The sequence below is a fragment of the Parabacteroides sp. AF19-14 genome (assembly GCF_003635485.1).
GTDB classification, from domain to species: domain Bacteria; phylum Bacteroidota; class Bacteroidia; order Bacteroidales; family Tannerellaceae; genus Parabacteroides; species Parabacteroides distasonis.
In genome coordinates this window covers 42234-66519 of record NZ_QTMJ01000010.1, presented here as the reverse complement: position 1 = coordinate 66519, position 24286 = coordinate 42234, and the positions used below count along the sequence as shown (strand labels likewise).

Genomic DNA, 24286 nt, shown 5'->3' with positions numbered 1-24286 from the left:
AGAATTGATTAGGGGTTATTTACCTTTGCCCCGATAAATTAAATTCTATAAGATGCAGTCATTTAAAATAATAAAGCCTATTCATATATTAACTCCTTATGTGAGATATTATTGGATACTGGAAGATGGCGCGGATGTTTCTGTATCTGAACGGACTTTACCAACGGGCTGCATACAATTAGTATTTCATAGGGGTAAAAGGCTTTTATTAGTAGGAAAAAAAGAATCGCAGCCTCAAGCGTTCATCTGTGGGCAATGCCTCAACTTTTCAGATGTGATGTCAGCCGGAAAGATTGAAATGATCACGGTTGTTTTTCAGCCGTACGCGGCAAGAGCCATCCTTCAACTTCCCCTTAAGTTCTTTTATGGAGAACTTATAGCGGTGGATGCTATAGAAGATTTGGAATTATCAATATTATCCAGAAAAGTGATAGAGGCTGATGATCATGAAACTTGCATCCGCTTGATCGAGCAGTTTTTGATTCACCGTCTTTATAGGTTTGAAGGCTATGAATATAATTTAAAGCGAATATCCGCAGTCCTCCATCAAATAAATGAACAAGCGAAAACTAATATTTCTGAGTTATCTGAAACCGCATGCCTGAGTTCTAAACAGTTCAACCGCATTTTCTTAGATTATGTAGGAGCTACGCCCAAAGAGTTTCTTCGTATCGTTAGGATGCAACGGGCTTTATTTAAGGTACAACAGAATCCATCCATTTCATTCGCTCAATTAGCTTATGAATGTGGGTTTTCAGATCAGTCACATATGATAAAAGAGTTTAAGCTGTTTTCCGGCTATACACCCACGGAGTATCTTTCCTTATGCGCTCCTTATTCTGATTATTTCTCGGAGTGATCAAGATGTCCTTTTTCTTCTATCCTATAGATACGATACGCTCTACTTTTGTGATGTCTTCGCGAGGACATTAACAGTAACTATAAAAAGAAAACAAAATGAACAATTTAATTGCTTTTTTCGAGATTCCAACTGTAGACTTTTATCGAGCGATCGATTTCTATGAAACTATTTTGGGACTAAAATTATCGGTTTCCGAATGTGAGACAGAGAAGATGGCCTGTTTTATCGAGCAAGGAGAAGCGGTTGGGGCTTTGTTCTACGCTCCTAGTTATCAACCTTCGCCGGATGGTATCTTAATCCATTTTAATAGCCAAGATATCGAGGACACTTTATCTAAAGTATTGGATAAAGGGGGTAAAATTATTATACCCAAGACAAAGATTGAAGCGGAAAATAAAGGATACTTCGCCGTTTTAGAAGATAGCGAAGGAAATCATGTCGGTATCTACGAAAAATAAGTATCTTTGGCCAAGATATCCCTACAATATATAATATGAAAGAAAATAAGTATGATGATGAACGCTTTTTCGGTCAATACAGTCAGATGTCTCGCTCTGTACAAGGGCTGAGAGGAGCAGGAGAATGGCATGAGCTAAAGAAGATGTTGCCTGATTTTAACGGAAAGCGTGTATTGGATTTAGGGTGTGGTTTTGGCTGGCATTGTCGATATGCCATAGAGCGAGGGGCGACCTTCGCTTTAGGCATTGACCTTTCTGGGAAGATGTTAGACAAGGCACGGGAGATAAATCCCTCCCCGTTGATCGAATATAAAAGAATAGCAATCGAGGATTTTGATTTTGCTCCAAATTCTTTTGACATCGTGATCAGCTCCTTGACATTCCATTATCTCGAGTCGTTCGATACGGTTTGTACAGAGGTATATAAATGTTTAACGCAAGAGGGTGTCTTTGTCTTCTCTGTGGAACATCCCGTTTTTACTGCTTATGGCAATCAAGATTGGATTTACGATTCGGAAGGGAAACCTGCGCATTGGCCGGTGGATCATTATTTTCAAGAGGGAATCCGGCATGCTCGTTTTTTGGGAGAGGATGTAACCAAATATCATAAGACACTTACGACTTACGTGAACGGATTGATCAAGGCGGGTTTCTGTATCACCCATCTGGTGGAGCCTCAACCGGACGAATCGATGCTGGATACGGTTCCCGGGATGCGAGACGAACTTCGCCGTCCGATGATGTTGCTTATCGCCGCTCGAAAGAATTAAAAAAAAGCGTATCTTTGTGGCTGAAAAGATGTCTTTTCCGTGTGCTTGCTAAACCACGTATTAAAAACAAGAAAGATATGAAACAACAAGATGCCGCTTTGGTATGCTTCTCGGGTGGACAAGATTCCACGACTTGCCTTTTCTGGGCGAAGAAGCATTTTTCACGTGTAGAGGCCGTATGCTTCACATACGGACAGAAACATTCCTTGGAAATAGAGGTCGCTCGAAAGATCGCCGCGGATGCGGACGTACCTTTTCAGTTATTGGACGTATCGCTTATCAGCCAGTTAGATCCCAATTGCTCGCTTACGAATGCGAGCATAGAGATGGATCAAGAGAAGCCGGAGGATAGCTATCCGAATACGTTTGTGCCCGGCCGTAATATGGTATTCCTTACTTTCGCCGCTATCTTAGCCCGTGGTAAGGGGATTTATCATTTGGTAACGGGTGTCTCCGAGGCTGATTATAGTGGTTATCCGGATTGCCGGGATACGTTCGTGCGTTCTCTTAACGTAACATTAAATCTGGCGATGGATGAGCAATTCGTAATTCATACCCCACTTATGGACCGGGATAAGAGCGAAGTCTGGGAATTGTCGGACGAGCTGGGCGTCTTTGATCTAGTACGTACGCAGACGCTGACTTGCTATAACGGTGTTATGGCTGAGGGATGTGGGCATTGTCCGGCTTGCAAACTTCGTAAGGACGGATTGGAGAAATATCTGAAAAGGAAAGAAGAGAATCAAAAGTAAATGAAAGAAATGGACGAGAGAAAACAAGAAGGAGAGTTGCATTTATTAGGTGGCTCTACCGTATATAAACAGGATTACGCTCCGGAGGTATTGGAGGCTTTTACGAACAAGCATCAAGGAAATGATTATTGGGTACGGTTTAATTGCCCGGAATTCACCAGTCTCTGCCCGATTACCGGACAACCGGATTTCGCTACGATTCATATCGATTATATCCCCGACGTGAAAATGGTAGAGAGCAAGAGCTTGAAGCTTTACTTATTCAGCTTCCGCAACCATGGGGCGTTTCATGAGGATTGCGTGAATATTATCATGAAGGACTTGATAAAATTAATGGATCCGAAATATATCGAAGTTACTGGTATATTCACACCGAGAGGCGGTATAAGTATTTATCCGTATTGCAATTACGGTCGTCCGAACACCAAGTTTGAGCAGTTGGCCGAGAAAAGATTATTTGATCATAATCAATAAGATTTCTGACAAATCGTTATCTGTTTCGGCAAAAAACGGTATATTTGCAGCAAGAAATGTTAACTAACTAATAAATCATTTTAGACCATGAACAAAAGATTGCTTACAGTTGCGGCTTTCGCTTTAGCGGGTTGCGTTACCGTTGTTGCTCAAGACAAGAAAAAAGAGTTCAAGATGCCTACAGGTTATGCCGGTATCACGCATGAGATGTCCGAGTTTTACGAACCGGTTCCTCCCGTTGTCACTCCGGGTACAGACTTAAAAGGTGGAGGTTTCACGGCTCCTTCCGACGCTATCGTTTTGTTTGACGGCAAGGATCTTTCCGCTTGGGAGAGCGTAAAAGGCGGTGCGGCCGAATGGGATGTACATGATGGCGTTTTTACCGTAAACAAGAAGAAAGGTGATATCCAGACCAAACAGAAATTCAACGATTTCCAGATGCACATCGAGTGGCAGGTCCCGACGAATATCACTGGAGAGAGCCAGTCGAGAGGTAACAGCGGTATTTTCCTGCAAGGGATGTATGAGGTTCAAGTGTTAGACTGCTACAATAACCCGACTTACGTGAACGGCCAGACGGGTAGTATCTACAAACAATCCATTCCTTTGGCCAACGCCATGCGTAAACCGGGCGAATGGAACGTGTACGATATCATTTATACCGCCCCCACTTTCAAGGAAGATGGTTCTTATCGCACGCATCCAACCGTAACGGTTATCCAGAACGGCGTGGTTTTGCAGAACCATACGACGATATTGGGTACGACAGAGTGGATCGGTTTCCCACAAGTGAAGAAACATGGCGCAGGCCCTATCATCCTACAGAGCCATGGCGATCCTAGCGAGCCGATCAGCTTCCGTAATATCTGGATTCGTGAGCTATAAGAGAAACGTGTTGATTGTAATAAGAAGGGATGGACTTGATATTAAGCTCATCCCTTTTTCGTTAAATAACAGGCTGGTTTTATATGAGAGAAACATTTTTTTCTATAGCACGAAATTTTAGTTTTCCTTAGATGAAACAAAAGTTTTCCAATGGAGAAACTCTAGTTTCCTGCTGAAAAAACTTTAGTTTTTCGATAATGAAATTAACAAAAACTGTAATTGGCTGATTAATAGCAATTATACTATTATCTCTTCTCCGGCATATATTTCCAAAAACGAGCCGGCATATGTTGGCGATGAAGCCGTGGGTTTAAACGCTCCTTGATAGCGATAGACTTAAAATACTCTTTCCACATACTTTGAAAAAGTTTCTCATCCTTATCCATGATATCCTCACTGAGCAATCCGGTCAATAAGTGTGAATCTTTCTCTTCGAAACGGACTTCTATCGTATCGTTAAGATCATAATAATATCCATACTCTCTTTTTAAGTCGTAAATGAGCCATTGCTGATCAGCGAAACGGTCTTGCGCATAAGGTAATACCAAAGGTAATACGTTATATATAGGTGCGATGGCGGCAAAGTAAGTTCCATCCGCCGCTTTTTGGAAACGAAAGAATTGCATCACTCGCAAGCGTTCGTTGTTTACTTTCTTCCAGATCTTGGCCGTTTCCAATATGTCCGGGTCACCAAGATTGAACTCAATCGTAGCTGGAGCATCGATCGCTTTGCGGATATATCTGAATAACAACAGGTCTACTTCCGGTAATTCCGACAACCAAGTTACCGTCAACCCGGAAAGAGAAGACTTGGAGATTTTCTTCTCAAGCCCTTTCCATACCCGTTCTGCTTTCCGGTCGTCCGTATAAATCCGGATCGCCTCGTCATAGAACAATGGAAATGGCTCGCCCTCGGCTAATAACAAATCCGGAAAAGTCCGGCGGGAATAGGCATCGAATACGGCGGTAAGCAATCCCTCAAAAGTCTTGTCGTAAACAAATATAATCATTATCAATCCTTCTTATAAAACAGGCGTTAATCTATAAAAGGCAGTATAAGCTGCCGATCGTCTACTTTCTTTCCGCTCTTTCTCGTCAATAGTTGCCGGACGGTTTCAGGGCTGACCTCATTCACGGTCTGCGTCGGGAGTTCCCGGCAAGTAATAAAATAGCTAGCCTTTTTCATGACCACTCCTATTTTCTTCAACTGCTCTGAACCGAGATTAGCGTAACGCCGGGAAACGATTATGATCTTTGCCGATTTCACGCCAATTCCCGGAACTCGAAGAAGCATCTCGTAATCCGCTTTATTGATATCTACTGGAAAGACTTCCGGATGCCGCAGGGCCCAAGCCAACTTCGGGTCCACGTCTAGATCCAGATCCGGATATGCGTCATTGACAATCTCATCTACCTTGAATTGATAAAAACGCAATAACCAATCCGCTTGATATAAACGATTCTCACGGACCAGCGGAGGCGTGGTAAGTGCCGGAAGACGGTTATCATACGCATTTACCGGAATGAATCCCGAATAGTAAACACGCTTCATCGTAGGTCTCTGATATAAGGCCGATGATAGACGAAGTATATCCTTGTCGGTATCCGCCGTAGCGCCAACGATCATCTGCGTGCTTTGCCCGGCGGGAGCGAATCGTGGGGCATACCGGAAACGCTTGCGTTCCTCGGCGCTTTGTAATACGCCTTGTTGGATATAACGCATAGGGGCAAATACGCTTTTAAAATCCTTTTCCGGAGCTAAAGTCTGCAAGCTCGCCTCATTCGGGATCTCTATATTCACGCTTAAACGATCGGCGTAAAGCCCAGCCTCATTTACCAATTCTTGGCTGGCTCCGGGGATACTCTTCATATGTATGTATCCATTGAAGTGATGTACGAGACGCAAATCCTTGATGGCTCTCACCAACCGTTCCATCGTGTAATCCGGGTTTCGGACCACGCCGGAACTTAAAAACAATCCTTCAATGTAATTACGCCGGTAAAACTCGATCGTAAGATTCACCAACTCGGTAACGGAGAGTGTAGCCCTCGGCAAATCATTACTTCGCCGGTTGATGCAGTAGGCGCAATCATACATACAATAATTCGTCAGCATGATCTTTAAAAGCGAGATGCACCGTCCGTCCTCAGCGAAACTATGGCAAATGCCCCATCCCGCGGCACTTCCTATAGCCCCGCTCTTATGCGAACGGGAGGTTCCGCTGGAAGCGCAGGATACGTCATATTTTGCCGACTCGGCCAAGATTTTCAATTTCTCGAGCACTTTCTCGTCCATAATTTCACCGATATGTTTCGTACAAAGATAATGATCTCACAGAAATCAATAGTACGCTTTAAAGAGATTTAAATGTGATAAAAACCTTATATTTGTATCGTGAAAATTTTGGTAGTGCCTTACTTCGTTGAAATCGCCAGTTTTAACAGCACACAAGGCACAAGCCCTCGCTATATCTGCGGGTTGCTTGTCTACGTGTGCATAGGTCTCTGGCGATACCTTACGAAGTGTAGGCGACAACCCGCTTTTTCTCTAAGTATAAAAGGGCATGAAAGTATCTAAACAAAATATTATGAACTTGTTATCCTCTGTTTCTTCAGACGGCAGAGGGGCATTTGAGCGCTTTTATAATTTGTATTACGATCAGGTATTCCGTTTTGCGTATTATTGCCTTGGAGAGAAAGAGGCTTGCAAGGAGGTCGTGTCCGACGTGTTCTTTTCCATTTGGAAATCAAAAGCACGCTTAAAAGAGATAGACAATATAGATACTTACTTGTATATAACGGTACGCAACGAAGCGCTTCGTCATATTTCAAGAAGCAATAGTGTCAATAAAATCCAGATGGATCAGTTATGCTCATTTGAACCAGAGGAAGAAGCTACTCCTGAGGGTATGTTGGAATCGCAAGAAATGCGGGAACTTCTTAATCTAGCAATTGATGAGCTTCCCGAAAAATGTCGCCTAATATTCTTGATGATCCGTGAGGAAGGATTAAGTACCAAGGAGGTCGCTAAAATCCTATCCATCCAAGAGAGTACGGTCCGAGTGCAAATGAAGATTGCGGTGGAGAAGTTAATAAAACGGTTGAAATCGGATTTTCCTGATATTTCGTTTGTTTTCATATTAATATCCATTTTCCAATAAAATCAAATTAGCCAATGAAGTATATATTCCAAAGCACTTGAAGTATATATCCTATAGCACTTAAAGTATATATTCTACACAGAAGGGAGTAATACTAGGTGAAAATGACTTTCTACACGACAATTATTTGGATGTTTTATGCATCTAGGACATATTTCAAACATTTTAAAAAAAATGTCTTTCTCTTTAAACGAATTTCACCGATCCTTACTCCTTATTATAAGAAAGACGAAATATGGAGACAAGAAAAGAGATCATAAAGCAAATGGGTGACGCAATGAGGGAAGATATCTTCCTAGAGGTCAACAACCGTATCGAACGCAGCTTGCGCAGAAGGTTTTGGTTGAGAATATCTGCGGTCGCCGCCTCCGTCACGCTTTTGTTCAGCATCTCCAATTATATCTCTTTCCACGAAGGCTACAAGAAACTGAACAGCCAAATGGTAGAGATGGTGAATCCGATGGGAATGCGATCCTCCGTAGTCCTGTCTGACGGCACGAAAGTGATCCTCAACGCCGGTACGACATTGAGTTATCCGACAGCTTTCGTCTCCGGGCAGAGGGAGGTAAAGGTGAACGGTGAGGCATTCTTCGAGGTATCGCACGACAAGGAGCATCCCTTTATCGTTAGCGCTGAAAATGTTAAGGTGAAAGTATTAGGAACGAAGTTTAATGTGAAGGCCTATGATGACGATGATAATATAGAGGTGACTTTAGCGGAAGGGAAAGTCGGTGTCGGACTTGACACTAAAAATCTCATCCAGATAATGCCGGGACAGCAAATAAAATATATGAAAGCCTCACATCGCTTTATCAAGAGAGAAGTGAGATTACAAAGTTATACTTCGTGGATTTGTGGTAAATTCTATTTCACCAACTATCCACTAGAGAAAATCGCTAAGCAACTGGAAAGGAGTTTCAACGTAAGGATACAGATCCTCGGGAATGATTTGAGGAACGCAGCTTTTACCGGTGATTTCGTACGGGGAGAGAACATAGACCAAATCCTCCGGGTCATGACCGCTAATCGACTTATAAAGTATGAGATAGAAGGGGATCAAATCACGATCTCGAAAAAGTAAATCAAATGAGTTATAAACGTTAAATCGATATGCCTATGAAATAGAAAAAAGAGGGAATAGAGAAAAACAAAACGGAAAATGCTACCAACATCTTCCGTTTCTAAAGACTCAAGTCTTAATTATCGCAACACAATTAAAAACTTTAAATCATTGCAAAAGTATGAAATTTATTTCACACACAAGGCATTATATGCCTAATGTTAACCTAAAAAAAACATATAACATCATGAGACTATCTGTTGTACTATGTATGCTCAGCTTATTTTGCGCATCCGCGAAAACGGGTTACTCTCAAGTAGCGGAAATATCATTGAATCTGCACAATGTTACTATCTCGGAGGCGCTTGAAGAGATCAAGCACCAAAGTGAATACTCTTTTTGGTATAAGAATGATGAGATTAATCTTAATGAGAAGATCTCTGTGAAGGCTAATAAGCAAAGTATCAACCAAGTATTGCATGGCATTCTTGGTAAACAAGGTTTGTCTTATACAATCGATGATAAACATATCATAATCTACAAGAAAAATGAACAGCCTCGGATGGTCCAACAAGATGGTAAAATTACAGGTATCATTACCGATCAAGCGAATGTACCCATCATTGGTGCAAATGTTATCGTAAAAGGTTCCTCTATAGGTAGCATATCCGATATGAATGGGCATTTCAGTTTAGATGCGTCGGAAAAGGATATACTTCTGATATCTTATATCGGTTACATGACTAAAGAAGTAAAAATAGGCAAGCAACGTTCCCTTAAAATCCAACTGACTGAGGATACCCAAAATATTGATGAGGTTGTTGTCATTGGCTATGGTTCTGTGAAGAAGAGTGATTTAACGGGTGCTGTATCTTCTGTTAAAACAGCTGAATTACAGCAAACGCCCATGACTTCTATCGATCAAGGTTTAGTCGGTCGAGCCTCTGGTGTGCAAGTAATCCAAACCTCTGGTATGCCGGGAGCCGTAGCCTCTATTCGGGTACGTGGCAGTAGTTCTTTGCAAGGTGGAAACGAGCCTCTATATGTTATCGATGGTTTCCCTGTTTATAGTGGTAGTGGTTTCGGTAATACGGGTGGTAAGACACAGATGAGTGGTTTGTCTACAGTGAATCCATCAGATATTGAGTCTATAGAGATCTTGAAAGATGCCGCCGCCACGGCGATCTATGGAGCACGTGCGGCGAATGGTGTCGTATTGATCACAACAAAAAGCGGTAAAAAGGGACGGGATATTATCTCTTTTGAGGCAAGTTTTGGAATATCAAACGTATCCAAAAAGATAGATGTCATGAATGCGCAAGATTATGCGAAATTAGTGAATGAGGCTTATGCAAATGATGGATTGAAACCCTATTATGATGCTACGGCTTTATCTGAGATCGCAAAGATCGGTAATGGGACGGATTGGCAAGACGAGATCTTTCGTGGAGGAAGTACGCAAACATATCAATTAAGTTTTTCGGGTGGTGACGAGAAGACACAATATGCGATATCAGGCAATTACTCAGATCAGAAGGGAATTGTTATCAACTCTGATTTCAAGCGTTACTCCATACGCTTGAATTTGGATCGTAAAATATTCAAGAATTTTAGTGTGGGAACACACATGACCGCCAGCCATACGATTAGTAATTCCGTAGCAACTGATACTGGAGGAGAAGACGGAACTATTTCTGGTGCATTAAGAATGAATCCTATACAGCCTGTATATGAAGATGAGTTGACAGGTGCATACACTCAAATTAATGTTCCTGGAATATTAGTTCCAAATCCGGTAGCGACAGCAAAAGAACGGAAATTTAATAATGCGACTTCACGTTTGCTTGGAGATATTTATGCACAATGGGAGATCATTCCGGATTTAAAACTGAAAGTATCATTGGGAGCGGATGTGATGTATCATAAGACAAACAGATATACCCCGTCCAATATTTATCAGTCTGGAGGAGTTGCCTCGGCTTATGTAGGTGTAAATAAAAGTATAAATTGGCTGAACGAAAATACACTGACTTGGAATAAAACATTTGCAGAGGAGCACGACTTAAGCTTGTTGGGTGGTTTTACGATGCAAAAAAATAATGCGGAATATGTAATGGGATCCTCCTCAAATTTCGTGAATGATGTAATGCTTTATAATAATCTGGGAGCTGGTTCTGTTTATAACAAACCGGAATCCAACGCTACTCAATGGAGTTTGATGTCGTATTTAGCTCGTATTAATTATACGCTGAAACATAAGTATCTATTTTCCGTGAATGCCCGTGTTGACGGCTCTTCTCGTTTTGGGACAAACAACAAATATGGTTTCTTCCCTTCCGCTTCTGCTGGGTGGCGAATATCGGAAGAGGCTTTTATGGAGCCTGTAAAAGAAGTCATTTCGAATTTAAAGTTAAGAGCCAGTTATGGTTTTACAGGTAATACGGAGATCGGTGTATATGAATCATTGGCAACTTTAGGTACTAGTAATTGGATCTTAGGGAATCAACTCGTATCAGGATTTTTCCCAAACAAAATTCCTAATCCTGACTTAAAGTGGGAGCGCACCGGACAATTTGATATTGGTTTAGATTTAGGCTTGTTCAATAATAGATTACGCATCACAACAGACTATTATAAGAAGAAAACAACAGACCTGCTGTATAGTGTTGCAGTTCCTGCTACATCTGGATATCAAACCATGTTGAAGAATATAGGTAGCATAGAAAATCAAGGATATGAATTATCAATAGAAAGTGATAATTTGACAGGGGCATTCAGTTGGACAACCGCTTTTAACATCGCCTTCAATCGGAATAAAGTTCTTGAATTAGGCGGAGAAGAGTATAAGGAAATGGCAGAAGGCGATGGGCATTTAAAAACAGGCTCTGTACGTCGCTTGATTGTAGGTGAGCCCATTGGTGTTTTCTATGGATATCGTTTTGATGGTATTTTTCAAAATGAGGAAGAATGTAAGCAACAAACTTCATCTGCTTCACCTATTGGTGTTGGTTTGCGTAGATATAAGGATTTAAATGGTGATGGAAAGGTAGATGCCGCTAATGACAGGGAAATATTGGGAGACGCTAATCCTAAATTTTTCGGAGGATTAACAAATACGTTTGCTTATAAGGGCTTCGAACTTAATGTGTTCTTACAATATTCCTATGGAAATAAGATTCTTAATTATAATGCCATGGAATTGGAGAATCCAACAGGTGGGCAAAATGCTTATGCGGACATGGTAAATCGTTGGACACCGGAAAATCCGAGTAACATATACCCAAAGGCAACAACAAATAGAGCCTTATTGGTAAGTGATCGATTTATAGAAGATGGCTCTTATCTGAAATTGAAAACGTTATCACTATCTTATAGCTTTCCTAAAATAAACTTAAAGCATATCCAAGGTTTGCGTCTGTATGTGACTGGACAAAATTTATTAACATGGACAAAATATCGGGGATATGACCCTGAAGTTAGTTATAGAGGTGCCTCTACGCTTGAAGCGGGCGAAGATTTCGGTGGCTATCCACAATCTCGTACATTTATGTTTGGTATAAAACTTGATATTAAGTAATAATTAAATTGTATTATCATGAATAAATATATAATATTTGGCTGTATATCAATATTCTCATTGTTCAATGTACAGTGTTCTTTCTTAGACGAGAAACCAATAGACAGGCTGGTCGTGGATAACTTTTACACGAGTCAGAAAGATGCCCAAGCGGCAGTTGATGCAACTTATCAACAACTTAATAGTATTTATAGTAGGTGCATGTATATGTTATGCGATCTTACATGTGATGGGATGAAAAACGGTCTTGGTATGCCTAATGCCTTTCTACAGAACTTGGAATTTTTGCGTCACACCCCGGAAAACACATTTATTAGAGATATGTGGCAAAATAATTATTCGGGCATTATGAAAGCTAATGCCGCTATTAATAACATTCCATCTGTTACTATGAATCCTGATTTACAAAAAAGATTTATAGCAGAAGCAAAATTCTTACGTGCTCTTTATTATTTCAATTTAGTCCGCTTTTTTGGAGATGTTCCTTTGGTGACTCAGTTAGAGACAATAGATGATGCTATGGGGCCGAGAGTTGCGAAAGAGCAGATCTATGAACAGATTCTATCTGATTTGACAGATGCGGAAAGTGCCCTTCCTTATCCCTCAGAATATGGGACTACAGATATAGGGCGTGCGACAAAAGGTGCTGCCAAGATTTTAGCAGGAAAGGTGTATTTGACGAAAGGTGATTATTCCAAAGCAAAGGAAAAACTGGCAGAGGTTGTTGAACAAGAAGGTGCTTATGGGTATGGTTTACATGTGGAGTATGGAGATAATTGGAACTTGGATACTGAAGCTGGTAAAGAGGCTGTCTTTTATATTGAATATAAGGCGGACCCATTACCTCATAATGATGAAATGAGTTTAACGGGACCCAAATATTCTTTGCCTGAACCGATCGGAGTTAGTGGATCTAATGAGGCGGATATTCCCACTATGGAATTAAATAATACCTTTAAGGAAAATGATAAACGTAAAGCCGTGAATTTAAGAACGCATTATACGAACCCTGTAAATGGAAAGGAATTGATATCAAGTATTCCTTTGTTTGGCAAGTATTGGCAAGATGGATTAACGGCTATTAAGTTCTGTGAGATCAATATGCATATCATCCGTTATTCGGATGCCTTGCTTATGTATGCGGAAGCGTTAAATGAAATCGGAGAATCAGAGAAAGCTCATCAAGTTTTAAATCGTGTTCGAGAGCGTGCGTTTGGTGATTCTTCTGAAAATTATGAGGGTTTGTCTAAAGATGCTTTCCGGGCAGCAGTCTTACAAGAGCGTTATTTGGAATTTCCGATAGAAGGACATCGCTGGTTTGACCTCGTACGTACAGGTACATTCATAAAACGGATGAAAGAGCACAGCACATACGAAGCGAAAGTCGCTGAGAAGAATAAGACGGACATTGCTAGTAATATAAAGGATTACATGATTCTCATGCCTATTCCTCAACGGGAATTGGATTTGAATCCTGAGCTAACGCAAAATCCGGGTTGGTCATAAAATGTTAATTGGAGCTGTAAAACTTACAGCTCCTCAACTTTTATCAATATGAATACAAATATCAATAATACCTTGTTTTCATTGACTATCGTAAGTCAATGTTTGGCCTGCCAGCCTAAAAATCAGGAAGCAGACAATACTTCACAAAAAACGAAACCATTAAATGTTGTCTTTATTCTCTCGGATGACCACCGGTATGATTATATGGGGTTCATGAATACGATCCCTTGGTTGGAAACTCCTAATATGGATCGGATGGCCAAGGAAGGAGCGCATATCAAAAATGCGTTTGTTACGACCTCTCTTTCTTCTCCCAGCCGTGCTTCCATCTTGACCGGCATGTATTCACATAGCCATAAGGTGGTTGATAATGCCGCTCCTCTTCCTGATGGATTGATCTTTTTTCCACAATATTTGCAGGAGTGTGGATATAAAACTGCTTTCTTTGGAAAATGGCACATGGGAAATGACTCAGGGGCTCCTCAACCAGGCTTTGATCATTGGGAAGGTTTCAAGGGGCAGGGGGAATATTATAACCCTCGTATAAATACAAATGGGGAATGGATACAATATAAAGACAGTACCTATGTTACGGATCTCTTGACCGACCATGCGATCCAATTCATGAAAGAACAAAAACAAGCGGATAAACCGTTCTTTGTCTATTTGTCTCATAAGGGTGTGCACGACAATTTTTCAGCCGCAAAGCGCCATAAGGATTGTTATAAAAATAAGGAATTGGTATTACCTCCGAACTTCAATACGCCTCATTATGGCATTAAAGAGTTGCCGACTATTGATAAGAAAACAGGAAAGGCTGCGTTTGGAAAAGAGTATTATGGAGAAAAAATGGCTCCGGATTGGGTGAAAAGTCAAAGAGAAAGTTGGCATGGGGTGGACTATTCCTACCATGGCCGTCCTTGGGATGTTCAAGTTCGTAAATATTGTGAGACCTTGCGTTCTGTAGATGAAAGTATCGGTTCTGTCTTGGATTATCTGAAAGAAGCAGGGTTAGATGATAACACGTTGGTTATTTACATGGGTGATAATGGCTTTGCGTGGGGAGAACATGGATTGATCGACAAAAGACAGTTCTACGAGGAATCTGTGCGAGTTCCTATGTTGGTTCGTTGCCCTAGTATGTTTGAGGGAGGTAAGGTAATAGAGAATATGGTACAAAATGTAGATGTCGCTCCTACAATTATGGCTTGTGCGGGTTTAGAAAAGGCTGAGCAGATGGTGGGATATTCTTTCTTGCCTTTGCTCAAGGGAGAAAAGGTGGATTGGAGAGATCATATCTTCTACGAGTATTATTGGGAATATGAATTTCCGCAGACACCAACGATGCATGGTATCCGCACCGATCGTTATAAGTATATCCGTTATCATGGGGTTTGGGATACGAATGAGTTCTATGATTTGCAAAATGATCCGTATGAAACTACGAACCTGATTGCGGAACCTGAATATAAAGAGACAATCAAACAATTGAATGCTCAGATTTATGACTGGCTGGAGTCTACGGATGGAATGAATATCCCTTTGAAACGAACCGTGAGACCTCACACGGATCATCGGAATCAAGGGCATTACTGATTCGCAAGAAGTATGATTTATGAAGGATTATAATATATCCTTTTTTATTAATAGCTTTATAAAAGTTTGGTATAATAAATTAATACAAATACGATGAAATGCAAATACATTTTATTATCAAGCATTTTCCTATATGACTTTAGTGCTGTTCAAACAGCCATGGCACAGAATGATAGGACACCGAATATCATTTATATCATGTCTGACGATCATGCTTCGCAGGCGGTAAGTGCTTATGGTGGAATTTTATCAACGGTCTTACCGACCCCCAATATTGATCGAATAGCGCATGAGGGCGCAATATTGAGGAATTGTTTTGTGACGAACTCAATCAGTACCCCGAGCCGTGGAGCGATTATCACAGGACAATATAGCCAAAAGAATGGTGTATATACTTTGCAAGATCCATTAGATCCGGATCTTCCGAATGTAGCGAAATGCTTGCAGCAAGCAGGATATCAAACCGCTATATTCGGTAAATGGCATTTGCATGCGGAACCTACAGGTTTTGATTATTACAATATCTTGCCTGGACAGGGCCGTTATAATGACCCGATGCTTATAGAAAAAGGTACATGGGGGAATGATCCGCATGCGAATCCCCGAACGGGTAAAGTGTATAAAGGGCATTCTACCGACGTGATAGGAAGTGAGGCTATCAAATATATGGAAAATCGAGATAAGAGCAAGCCTTTCTTTATGATGTGCCATTTCAAGGCTCCTCACAGACCGTGGACACCCGCCGAGCGTTTCAAGGATTTATTGAAAGATGTAACGATCCCGGAGCCGGAGAACTTATTGGACACATATGAGGGCAAGGGAGAGTATGCGGAGTTGCTACGGATGAGCATGGAGCATTTGAGGCAGACGGATGTGAAAACGGATATACCTACGGATATGAGCCGTGATGAGTTGCGCCATTGGGCTTATCAATTGTATATTAAAGATTATTTGCGCTGTATCGCTGGTATTGATGAAAACGTAGGGCGTATCTTGAACTATTTGGATGAGCAAGGATTGGCGGAAAACACGGTTGTCATCTATACCGGAGACCAAGGATTTTTTTTGGGGGAACATGGTTGGTTTGATAAACGATTGATGTATGAGGAATGCTTGCGTATGCCGTTTGTTATCCGTTATCCGAAAGAAATCAAACCCGGCACGGATAATAAGGATATAACATTGAATATCGATTTCGCTCCTCTATTTTTGGATTATGCCGGAATGGACAAGCCTAGCCAAATGCAGGGAGAAAGTTTCCGCTCGAATTTGAGAAATGAGACCCCAGCTAATTGGAGACAGGCTATGTATTACCGCTATTGGATGAATGCGGATAACGACCATAACGTGACAGCCAACTATGGTATCCGTACGGATCGCTATAAATTGATATTCTATTATGGAGAGTCGTTGGGAATGACCGGGACCAAGAATGAGTCCAGAACTCCCGAATGGGAATTGTATGACTTGAAAGAGGATCCAATGGAAATGAAGAACCTGTATCACGACCCATCGAAAAAGGCGTTGATTAAAGAGTTGAAGACAAAACTGTTGGAATTGAAACAACAATATGACGATGAGGATAGTAAATATCCGACTATGGCTGAGATAGCCCGGAAGTATTATTGGTGATAATTTCTGTTTTTTGTACGTTTGTGTAATTTTAAAATTTTGAATACATGAAGAATGCGATTAACTATGGGGTCTTCTTGGCTCCGGCCTTCTTATTCTCCGCATGCGGAACCGGGCAAAAAGAAGTGGCAGAGAAGCCGCTTAATATCATCCATATCATGACGGATGATCATTCGTATCAAACTATTAGCGCTTATGGACATGCGCTAGGTAAATTGGCACCAACACCAAATTTAGATCGTTTGGCTGCGGAAGGAATGTTATTCAGGCAAGCCTTTGTAGAGAATTCTCTGTCTACTCCTAGCCGTGCTTGTTTGATGACCGGTCTTTATAGCCATCAAAACGGACAAAGACAATTAGGAAAAGGTATTGATACGACAAAAGTATTCTTCTCTGAAATCTTACAACAGCACGGTTATCAAACAGGTGTTGTCGGTAAATGGCATATGCAATGTGAGCCGAAAGGTTTTGATTATTATCATGTGTTATGGGATCAGGGAGATTATTATAATCCAGAGTTTAAAAGCAATGAATCGAATGGCAAGTATGTAAAAGAAGAGGGATATGCGACGACCCTTACGACCGATCACGCTATCGAGTTTTTGGAAGAGAGGGATAAGGATAAGCCTTTCTGCCTGCTGGTTCATCATAAGGCTCCACATCGTAACTGGATGCCGGATACGAAATATATGGATTTATATGAGGATGTAGAGTTCCCATATCCAGATACTTTCAATGATAATTATGCTACTCGTTGCGATGCCGCACGTACACAAGAGATGAGTATAGACAAAAATATGACTTTGGTTTATGATTTGAAGGTAGATGAGCTTAAAGATAAGGAGGCTTATAAAAAGGAATGGAATATTGGTGGTTGGGAGGCCTCTTTGGATCGTATGACCCCGGAACAACGGGAGGCTTGGATCGCTTCTTATAAGCCTCGTAACGAAAAATTCATTAACGAGAACCTGAAAGGTGAGGATTTGGTTAAATGGAAATATCAACGTTATATCAAGGATTACGTACGTTGCATCAAATCGATTGACGATGAGGTAGGGCGTTTGATCGCCTATCTGGAAAAAGAAGGGCTTATGGATAATACCGTGATCGTTTATACCTCGGATCAAGGTTTTTACATGGGTGAACATGGCTGGTTCGACAAACGTTTCATGTATGAAGAATCTTTCCGTACGCCGTTGATTATCCGTTATCCTGCTAAAATCAAGGCGGGAAGTGAATGTACGGCCTTAGTACAGAACATTGACTATGCCCCGACTTATCTGGATATAGCCGGTATCGAGAAACCTGATTATATGGTAGGAACTTCTTTAGTCCCCTTGTTTGGAGGCGAGACACCAAGAGATTGGCGTGAGTATCTATATTATCATTATTATGATTATCCAGCTATCCATATGGTACGTCGCCACGATGGCGTACGTGACAGTCGTTATAAATTGATCCATTTCTATGGAGAGAAGAATGAGCATAATGACGCGATTAATTGCAATGAGCTTTACGATTTGCAAAGTGATCCGAATGAGCTGAATAATTTATACGATAATCCGGAATATGCTGATATCCAAACTCGCCTGCAAGCACGTTTGGATAAGTTCCGTGTAGACCAGAAAGTTGACGAATATTAAGGTGCTAACTCTGTAAAATCATTTATTTTGTGTAAGTTTGGCGGATAGAAAGAATCATTCACCTAAAATACGATCGTGAAATGAAAATCAATTTATCCGCCAGATTTTTAATGCTGGCCCTGCTTTGTGGTTCTTGCGTATTGAACACGCCAAAGGAGGAGCTTGAATACAACGGAATGAATACGCTACAGATATCAAATGTAGATGATTTGATATCTTTCTACCAATATGCCGATGACCGAATTCCTTTAATTAGTGGACACCGAGGTGGACGGGGAAAAGGCTATCCTGAGAACAGTATGGAAACCTTTGAAAATACCCTCTCTTATACTCCTGCCACGTTCGAGATAGATCCGAGGTTAACCAAAGATAGTGTTATCGTCCTTTTCCACGATGATACACTGGAGCGTACCAGTAATGGGACTGGGAAAGTTTCTGATTATACTTGGGAAGAATTGCAAAATTTCCGTTTGAAGGATCCCGAAGGAAATATCACAAACTATCGTATCCCGACTTTAGAGGAAGCGATTCGTTGGGCCCGTGGAAAAACAATCCTAATCCTTGATAAGAAGGATGTTCCGATGGAGCGCACTGCTCAGTTGATTACCGATATGCAAGCGGAACCTTATGTAATGATTACGGTTCATGATGGTGCCTCGGCTCGTTTCTTTTACGAGAAAAATCCGAATTTCATGTTTGAGGCTTTCGTGAAAACGAAAGAGGCGGTTCAAGACTATGAGGATAACGGTATACCTTGGAATCATATCATGGCTTACGTAGGTCCGAAGATTACCCCCGAAGTCCGTGAGGTGATCGATATGTTACATGAAAGAGGTGTCATGTGCATGATATCTACCGCTCCCTCCGACGATAAACTATCCACACCCGAAAGTCGTGCTGAAGCATACCGTATGATCATCCGTCAAGGTGTGGACATCATAGAGTCTGACCGACCTATAGAGGTTGCTGAAGCGATCTCTAGCTTGATTCCGGTTAGCAGTTCCAAAGGAAAGTTTTTCTCTACACTATAAACATAATCAATATAAGACATGAACAAAGAACTAGAAATGACTCCCAACGTATTAGTGGAGTTTTTACAAAAGCCAGCGTCCGAGTTTACGAAAGAGGACATTATCCGTTATATCTATGAGAAAGATATCCAGATGGTTAATTTTATGTATCCTGCAGGCGACGGACGTTTGAAAACACTAAACTTTGTAATCAACAATGCGGCCTATCTGGATGCGATCTTGACTTGCGGTGAGCGTGTGGATGGCTCTAGTCTTTTCTCGTTTATCGAGGCGGGAAGTAGTGACCTGTATGTGGTGCCCCGTTTCCGTACGGCTTTCGAGGATCCGTTTGCGGAATTACCTACGCTTACCATGCTTTGCTCATTCTTCAATAAGGATGGAGAACCCTTAGAAAGTTCCCCGGAATATACCTTGCATAAAGCTTGTAAGGCTTTTCATGAGGTGACGGGAATGGAATTTGAGGCAATGGGTGAATTAGAATATTACGTAATCGCACCGGATGAAGGCGTTTTCCCTGCTACCGACCAAAAAGGTTATCATGAATCCGCTCCTTACGCTAAGTTCAATGAGTTCCGGACGGAGTGCATGCACTGCATAGCGCAAGCCGGGGGACAAATTAAATATGGTCATTCAGAAGTTGGTAACTTTACGTTAAATGGTTTGATCTATGAGCAAAATGAGATCGAGTTCTTACCATGTCCTGCGGAAAATGCAGCGGATCAATTGATGATCGCTAAATGGGCGATCCGCAATCTAGCGCATGAATATGGATATAACATCACTTTCGCTCCGAAAATTACGGTGGGAAAAGCAGGTTCCGGTCTGCATGTCCATATGCGTATCATGAAAGATGGCAAGAATCAGATGTTAGCGAATGGTATCTTATCCGAAACCGCCCGTAAGGCTATCGCTGGAATGATGTGCTTAGCTTCCTCTATTACGGCTTTTGGAAATACGAACCCAACCTCATATTTCCGCTTGGTTCCACACCAAGAAGCACCTACGAATATTTGTTGGGGAGATCGGAATCGTTCAGTTTTAGTTCGTGTTCCGCTAGGTTGGGCCGCAAAAACGGACATGTGTGCTTTGGCGAACCCATTGGAACCTGCCAGCCATTATGATACGAGCCAAAAGCAAACGATCGAGATGCGCTCACCGGATGGCTCCGCTGATTTATACCAATTATTGGCAGGATTGGCAGTTGCGTGCCGCCATGGTTTTGAGATCGACGATGCTTTGGAGATCGCTGAGAAGACTTATGTAAACGTGAATATTCATAAGGAAGAGAATCAAGATCGCCTAAAGACATTGGATCAACTCCCAGACAGTTGCGCAGCCTCAGCCGCCCGTTTAAGACAACAGCGTGCTGTTTTTGAAAAATATAACGTATTTAGTCCGAGTATGATAGACGGCATCATCCGTAAACTGGAATCTTATGATGACGCTTCTTTACGCAAGGACCTAGAGAATAATCCGGAAGAGATGTTGAAGCTGGTCAATACTTATTTCCATTGTGGCTGAAAATCTTTTTTATGGTTTCACAAGAGGGTGTGTCATGACACACCCTTTTTATGCCCTGCTTTCATTTCTTGAACTTTCCATTGCGTTTTTTTGAATATCCGAGCACAAGAGAGGCCATAAATTAAAACGAAAATATTCTAGAGAAGAAAAAAAAGATATAATAGTAAAAAAAACATGATAAAAAATTGTTATTTACAAATAAAGGCTTACCTTTGCCAACATCAAAACAAAATGATGTTATAAATTCATTTTGAAGTTATATGTTTTTCGAGTTTAACCTTGACTGTGAGCACAAAAGATTATCGCGAAGATCTTTTGAACGGTTGGATAGAGACGTCTATTTAGCCGTTTTTTCTTTTAGCCCTATTAATAAATCGGATCAGTCCGAAACCCGTGAATAGGTATGTTAAACATTGGACATTATATTCTAGCAAAATGAAGTTAACTTACTTTGGCCTTTTAATTAACTTATATCGGCAACGAAGTTAACTTACTTGCCTCATGAAGTTAACTTACTTTTGAAGTATAGTTTTTTCCTTGTATTACTTGCTTGCTTGCTTTTTTCCTTATCTTTGCATTAAGATTTAGAAACACAAAAATATTCATCTTTTATGAAACTCTGTATATAGCTACGCTCAACGAATAGCCCTATCCAATAAAGCTATTCAGCTATTTGACAAATACAGCTTTATTTGTCACGGAGATTTTATATCCTTTTATTTTATGGATTACGAAATAACATACTGCATAAAATCGGTATGTTGTATCGCACTATTATACAGTTGAGCAATGAATTATACATATAAACAAATATGGCTCATCAACTTTCCTGTAATGATGAGCATCTTAATGGAACAATTAATCAATATTACGGATGCTGTTTTCTTAGGCCACGTTGGAGAGATAGAATTAGGAGCGTCCGCTATCGCCGGAATTTATTATTTGGCGATTTATATGCTTGGTTTTGGATTTAGCATTGGATTGCAAGTAATGGTAGCTCGAAGGAATGGAGAGCAAGATTACAAGGAAACCGGCAAGACCTTTTTTCAAGGCTTATTTTTCCTTTTGGGATTGGCTATCTTTCTTTACCTTCTCATTCATACGGTTTCCCCATTTATATTAAAGAAGCTGATCGTTTCCTCGGATATTTATCGAGCGGTAATCCTATACTTGGATTGGCGTAGCTTTGGATTGTTGTTTTCATTCCCATTTTTGGCGATACGTTCTTTTTTAGTGGGGATAACGCATACAAAAGCTCTATCTTGGGCTGCTGCCATAGCGGTATTAATCAATATTCCTTTAAATTTTTATTTGATATTCACTAGGGAATTAGGAATCTCGGGGGCGGCAATTGCCTCTTCTTTGGCAGAGATGGGTTCCTTTATGATGCTTTCCTTCTATATGTGGATACGATTGGATAAAGAAAAATATGGGTTGAGGCCGGTCTATAATGGTAATTTACTTATAAAAGTCTTGAAGTTATCAATATGGAGTATGCTTCATGCGTTTATTAGTGTAGCCCCTTGCATAGTGAAAAAATATTTCCAAAATGAAAGAGATACAGAAGGTTTATTTAAAAAACAGTCGTATGTCCTCTTCCGAAAACAATATAGCGGTATTGACTAGTGCCAAATGGGAATATGCTTGAGGAAAATTCCCCAGTTGCTCCTTGGTTTCAAAATCAATGTCTTCACTGAAAAGTCCCAAGTGATTTGAATTATGAAGCATTTCCTCAAACAGACTACGTGCTTCTTCTTTTTCTCCAATGACATAAAGAGCACGAATGAGCCAGAACGTACAAATAGTAAAGGCGGAAGAGGGAAGTCCGAAATCATCATGAGATTTATAACGGTACATCAACCCTTTGTAAAGTAACGCATTCTTTATCGCTTGCACAGTTTTATGGTAGCGTATGTCTCTCGGATCGATAAATCCGTACGGTTCCATTAACAACAAGGACGCATCAAGGTCGGAATTACCGTAGGTTTGCGAGAAACTTTGCATCTCTTCTTTCCAACCGTTTTTCATGACATTTTCTTTGATTACGGTCGCTTCTTCCGACCAACGTCTCCGGTATGTCGGTTTGTTTAATAAATCTGCAATACGAGCTCCCCTGTCTAATGCGACCCAGCACATAACTTTGGAGGAAACAAAATGCTGTCCTTTTCCTCTAATTTCCCAAATGCCTTTGTCTGGTTTTTTCCAGTCAATCATCACATTCGTCAGGATACTTTTTACCATTTCCCACATATCTTCCACCTCGTCCAATGTACCGGGCATCAAACGATAGTATTGGTAGATCAGGTCCATTAAATAGCCGAACGAGTCATTTTGAAGCTGGTGGTAAGCATCATTACCGATCCGAACGGGTCGTGAGTTCTTATAACCGGAAAGATGTCCCAGAATAACTTCCGTCAATTTTCTTTCTCCGCGAATACCGTACATGATCTGGTAAGTATCGTGTTGAGAAACAAAAGTAGACTGGACAAATCTCATGAACCGCCTTGCGGCTTCCACATGGCCTATCTGGAACAAAGTTTCAATGGACATGGAGGCGTCGCGCAGCCAACAAAAACGATAATCCCAGTTACGGACTTCTCCGATCGTTTCCGGTAGGCTAGTTGTTATGGCCGCCAATACGGCTCCATTATAAAAAGACATCAATTTTAAAACTAGGAGACTTCGCTCAATGACATCGTTATAGACCGTAAACTTCTTGGTTCGGTCAGTCCAATTCAACCAATAAACCAGCGTCCGGCAGTATTCCAGTTTCTCACGCTCAATGTTGACAGGTATTACTTTCTCGTTATATGAAAGTAGCAAGAACTCGTCCTTAGCCAGTACGATTTCTTTCTGTTCCAAGATGTTGTGCAAAGGTAGTGAGGAATAAAGATATTGCCTATCTTTGCTGTTAGAAGTAGAGTAGGTCTCTATATATTCCGAGGTCGTGTTGAAAATTGTCTTTCCACGGGCATAGTCCGGAGCCGGCTCATAGTTGATTTTAAAACGGGGAGTACCTTTGATTCTGCGGATATATCGGTAGATCTCTGCCGGACGATAACAATTGCTCGCATCGCTCAGATGGTAACAAGGCATGAAATCTACAACGGCAAATTCATTTTCTTCTGATACGAAGTTGGTCGAAAGAATATTTGTATGAGGAACATACGATTGCGATATTTGATAATCCGGAGAAACCTCGAAGCCGAAATATCCCCCTTTCTCCCGATCGAGCAATGATGCAAAGATGGAAGGTGAGTCGAAGTTAGGGAAACATAACCAATCTATACTGCCTTTATCCGAAATCAAAGCCGCAGTGCAGCAATTTCCTATTACTCCGTAATTTAACTTGTCCATA

The 24286-nt window shown here is 41.0% G+C and carries 18 protein-coding genes and 1 pseudogene; 16 read left to right on the top strand and 3 right to left on the bottom strand.

Annotated elements, in window-relative coordinates; all coding sequences use genetic code 11:
* The first annotated feature begins 52 nt into the window (after nt 1–52).
* From DWX33_RS11565 to DWX33_RS11540, 6 genes are all read left to right on the top strand, one after another.
* Complete coding sequence (locus DWX33_RS11565) at nt 53–859, top strand: helix-turn-helix domain-containing protein (RefSeq protein ID WP_009276098.1); 807 nt, start codon at nt 53–55, stop codon at nt 857–859.
* 98 nt (nt 860–957) lie between these two features.
* Nucleotides 958–1320, top strand: a complete 363-nt coding sequence (locus DWX33_RS11560; RefSeq protein WP_005868660.1) for a VOC family protein — start codon at nt 958–960, stop codon at nt 1318–1320.
* Nucleotides 1321–1355: 35 nt separating this feature from the next.
* The gene (locus tag DWX33_RS11555; protein WP_005868658.1) at nt 1356–2090 is read left to right on the top strand and encodes a bifunctional 2-polyprenyl-6-hydroxyphenol methylase/3-demethylubiquinol 3-O-methyltransferase UbiG; all 735 of its coding nucleotides are present in this window, start codon (nt 1356–1358) and stop codon (nt 2088–2090) included.
* Nucleotides 2091–2167: 77 nt separating this feature from the next.
* Nucleotides 2168–2842 carry a 7-cyano-7-deazaguanine synthase QueC gene (gene queC, locus DWX33_RS11550; RefSeq protein WP_005858432.1) on the top strand — a complete coding sequence of 225 codons (675 nt, stop codon included), beginning with the start codon at nt 2168–2170 and terminating at the stop codon, nt 2840–2842.
* Nucleotides 2843–2851: 9 nt separating this feature from the next.
* Nucleotides 2852–3316, top strand: coding sequence for a preQ(1) synthase (gene queF / locus DWX33_RS11545; RefSeq protein WP_005868655.1), 465 nt, complete (start codon nt 2852–2854; stop codon nt 3314–3316).
* Between the two features lie 87 nt (nt 3317–3403).
* Nucleotides 3404–4201, top strand: coding sequence for a DUF1080 domain-containing protein (locus DWX33_RS11540; RefSeq protein WP_008772537.1), 798 nt, complete (start codon nt 3404–3406; stop codon nt 4199–4201).
* A gap of 245 nt (nt 4202–4446) precedes the next feature.
* On the opposite strand, the gene DWX33_RS11535 is transcribed toward DWX33_RS11540, so the two are convergent.
* Nucleotides 4447–5211, bottom strand: coding sequence for a TIGR03915 family putative DNA repair protein (locus DWX33_RS11535; protein ID WP_094582202.1), 765 nt, complete (start codon nt 5209–5211; stop codon nt 4447–4449).
* A gap of 26 nt (nt 5212–5237) precedes the next feature.
* The gene (locus DWX33_RS11530) at nt 5238–6497 is read right to left on the bottom strand and encodes a putative DNA modification/repair radical SAM protein (protein WP_122380444.1); all 1260 of its coding nucleotides are present in this window, start codon (nt 6495–6497) and stop codon (nt 5238–5240) included.
* A 268-nt stretch (nt 6498–6765) separates the two neighbouring features.
* On the opposite strand from DWX33_RS11530, the gene DWX33_RS11525 reads away from it, so the two are divergent.
* The 10 genes and pseudogenes from DWX33_RS11525 to DWX33_RS11480 all read left to right on the top strand — a co-directional run.
* Nucleotides 6766–7362 carry an RNA polymerase sigma factor gene (locus DWX33_RS11525; RefSeq protein WP_122380443.1) on the top strand — a complete coding sequence of 199 codons (597 nt, stop codon included), beginning with the start codon at nt 6766–6768 and terminating at the stop codon, nt 7360–7362.
* A gap of 235 nt (nt 7363–7597) precedes the next feature.
* Nucleotides 7598–8443 carry a FecR family protein gene (locus tag DWX33_RS11520; RefSeq protein WP_005868648.1) on the top strand — a complete coding sequence of 282 codons (846 nt, stop codon included), beginning with the start codon at nt 7598–7600 and terminating at the stop codon, nt 8441–8443.
* Nucleotides 8444–8693: 250 nt separating this feature from the next.
* Nucleotides 8694–11999 carry a TonB-dependent receptor gene (locus tag DWX33_RS11515; RefSeq protein WP_122380442.1) on the top strand — a complete coding sequence of 1102 codons (3306 nt, stop codon included), beginning with the start codon at nt 8694–8696 and terminating at the stop codon, nt 11997–11999.
* 18 nt (nt 12000–12017) lie between these two features.
* Nucleotides 12018–13505 (top strand): RagB/SusD family nutrient uptake outer membrane protein, encoded by a 1488-nt coding sequence (locus DWX33_RS11510; protein ID WP_005868646.1) that lies wholly within the window; start codon nt 12018–12020, stop codon nt 13503–13505.
* Between the two features lie 48 nt (nt 13506–13553).
* Nucleotides 13554–15101 carry a sulfatase gene (locus DWX33_RS11505; protein ID WP_005868645.1) on the top strand — a complete coding sequence of 516 codons (1548 nt, stop codon included), beginning with the start codon at nt 13554–13556 and terminating at the stop codon, nt 15099–15101.
* 159 nt (nt 15102–15260) lie between these two features.
* Nucleotides 15261–16733, top strand: a complete 1473-nt coding sequence (locus DWX33_RS11500; protein WP_233570175.1) for a sulfatase — start codon at nt 15261–15263, stop codon at nt 16731–16733.
* 47 nt (nt 16734–16780) lie between these two features.
* The gene (locus DWX33_RS11495; RefSeq protein WP_122380440.1) at nt 16781–18376 is read left to right on the top strand and encodes a sulfatase; all 1596 of its coding nucleotides are present in this window, start codon (nt 16781–16783) and stop codon (nt 18374–18376) included.
* A gap of 80 nt (nt 18377–18456) precedes the next feature.
* On the top strand, nt 18457–19407 hold the full coding sequence (locus DWX33_RS11490) for a glycerophosphodiester phosphodiesterase family protein (protein ID WP_005868641.1): 951 nt from the start codon (nt 18457–18459) through the stop codon (nt 19405–19407).
* Nucleotides 19408–19425: 18 nt separating this feature from the next.
* Complete coding sequence (locus DWX33_RS11485; RefSeq protein WP_122380439.1) at nt 19426–20928, top strand: glutamine synthetase family protein; 1503 nt, start codon at nt 19426–19428, stop codon at nt 20926–20928.
* 789 nt (nt 20929–21717) lie between these two features.
* Nucleotides 21718–22452: pseudogene (locus DWX33_RS11480) on the top strand (MATE family efflux transporter); the annotation flags it as partial.
* A gap of 45 nt (nt 22453–22497) precedes the next feature.
* Here DWX33_RS11480 and DWX33_RS11475 read toward each other — a convergent pair.
* A complete protein-coding gene (locus DWX33_RS11475; protein WP_122143959.1) occupies nt 22498–24285 on the bottom strand; it encodes a glycoside hydrolase family 15 protein in 1788 nt (595 codons plus the stop codon).
* Nucleotide 24286: the final 1 nt, after the last annotated feature.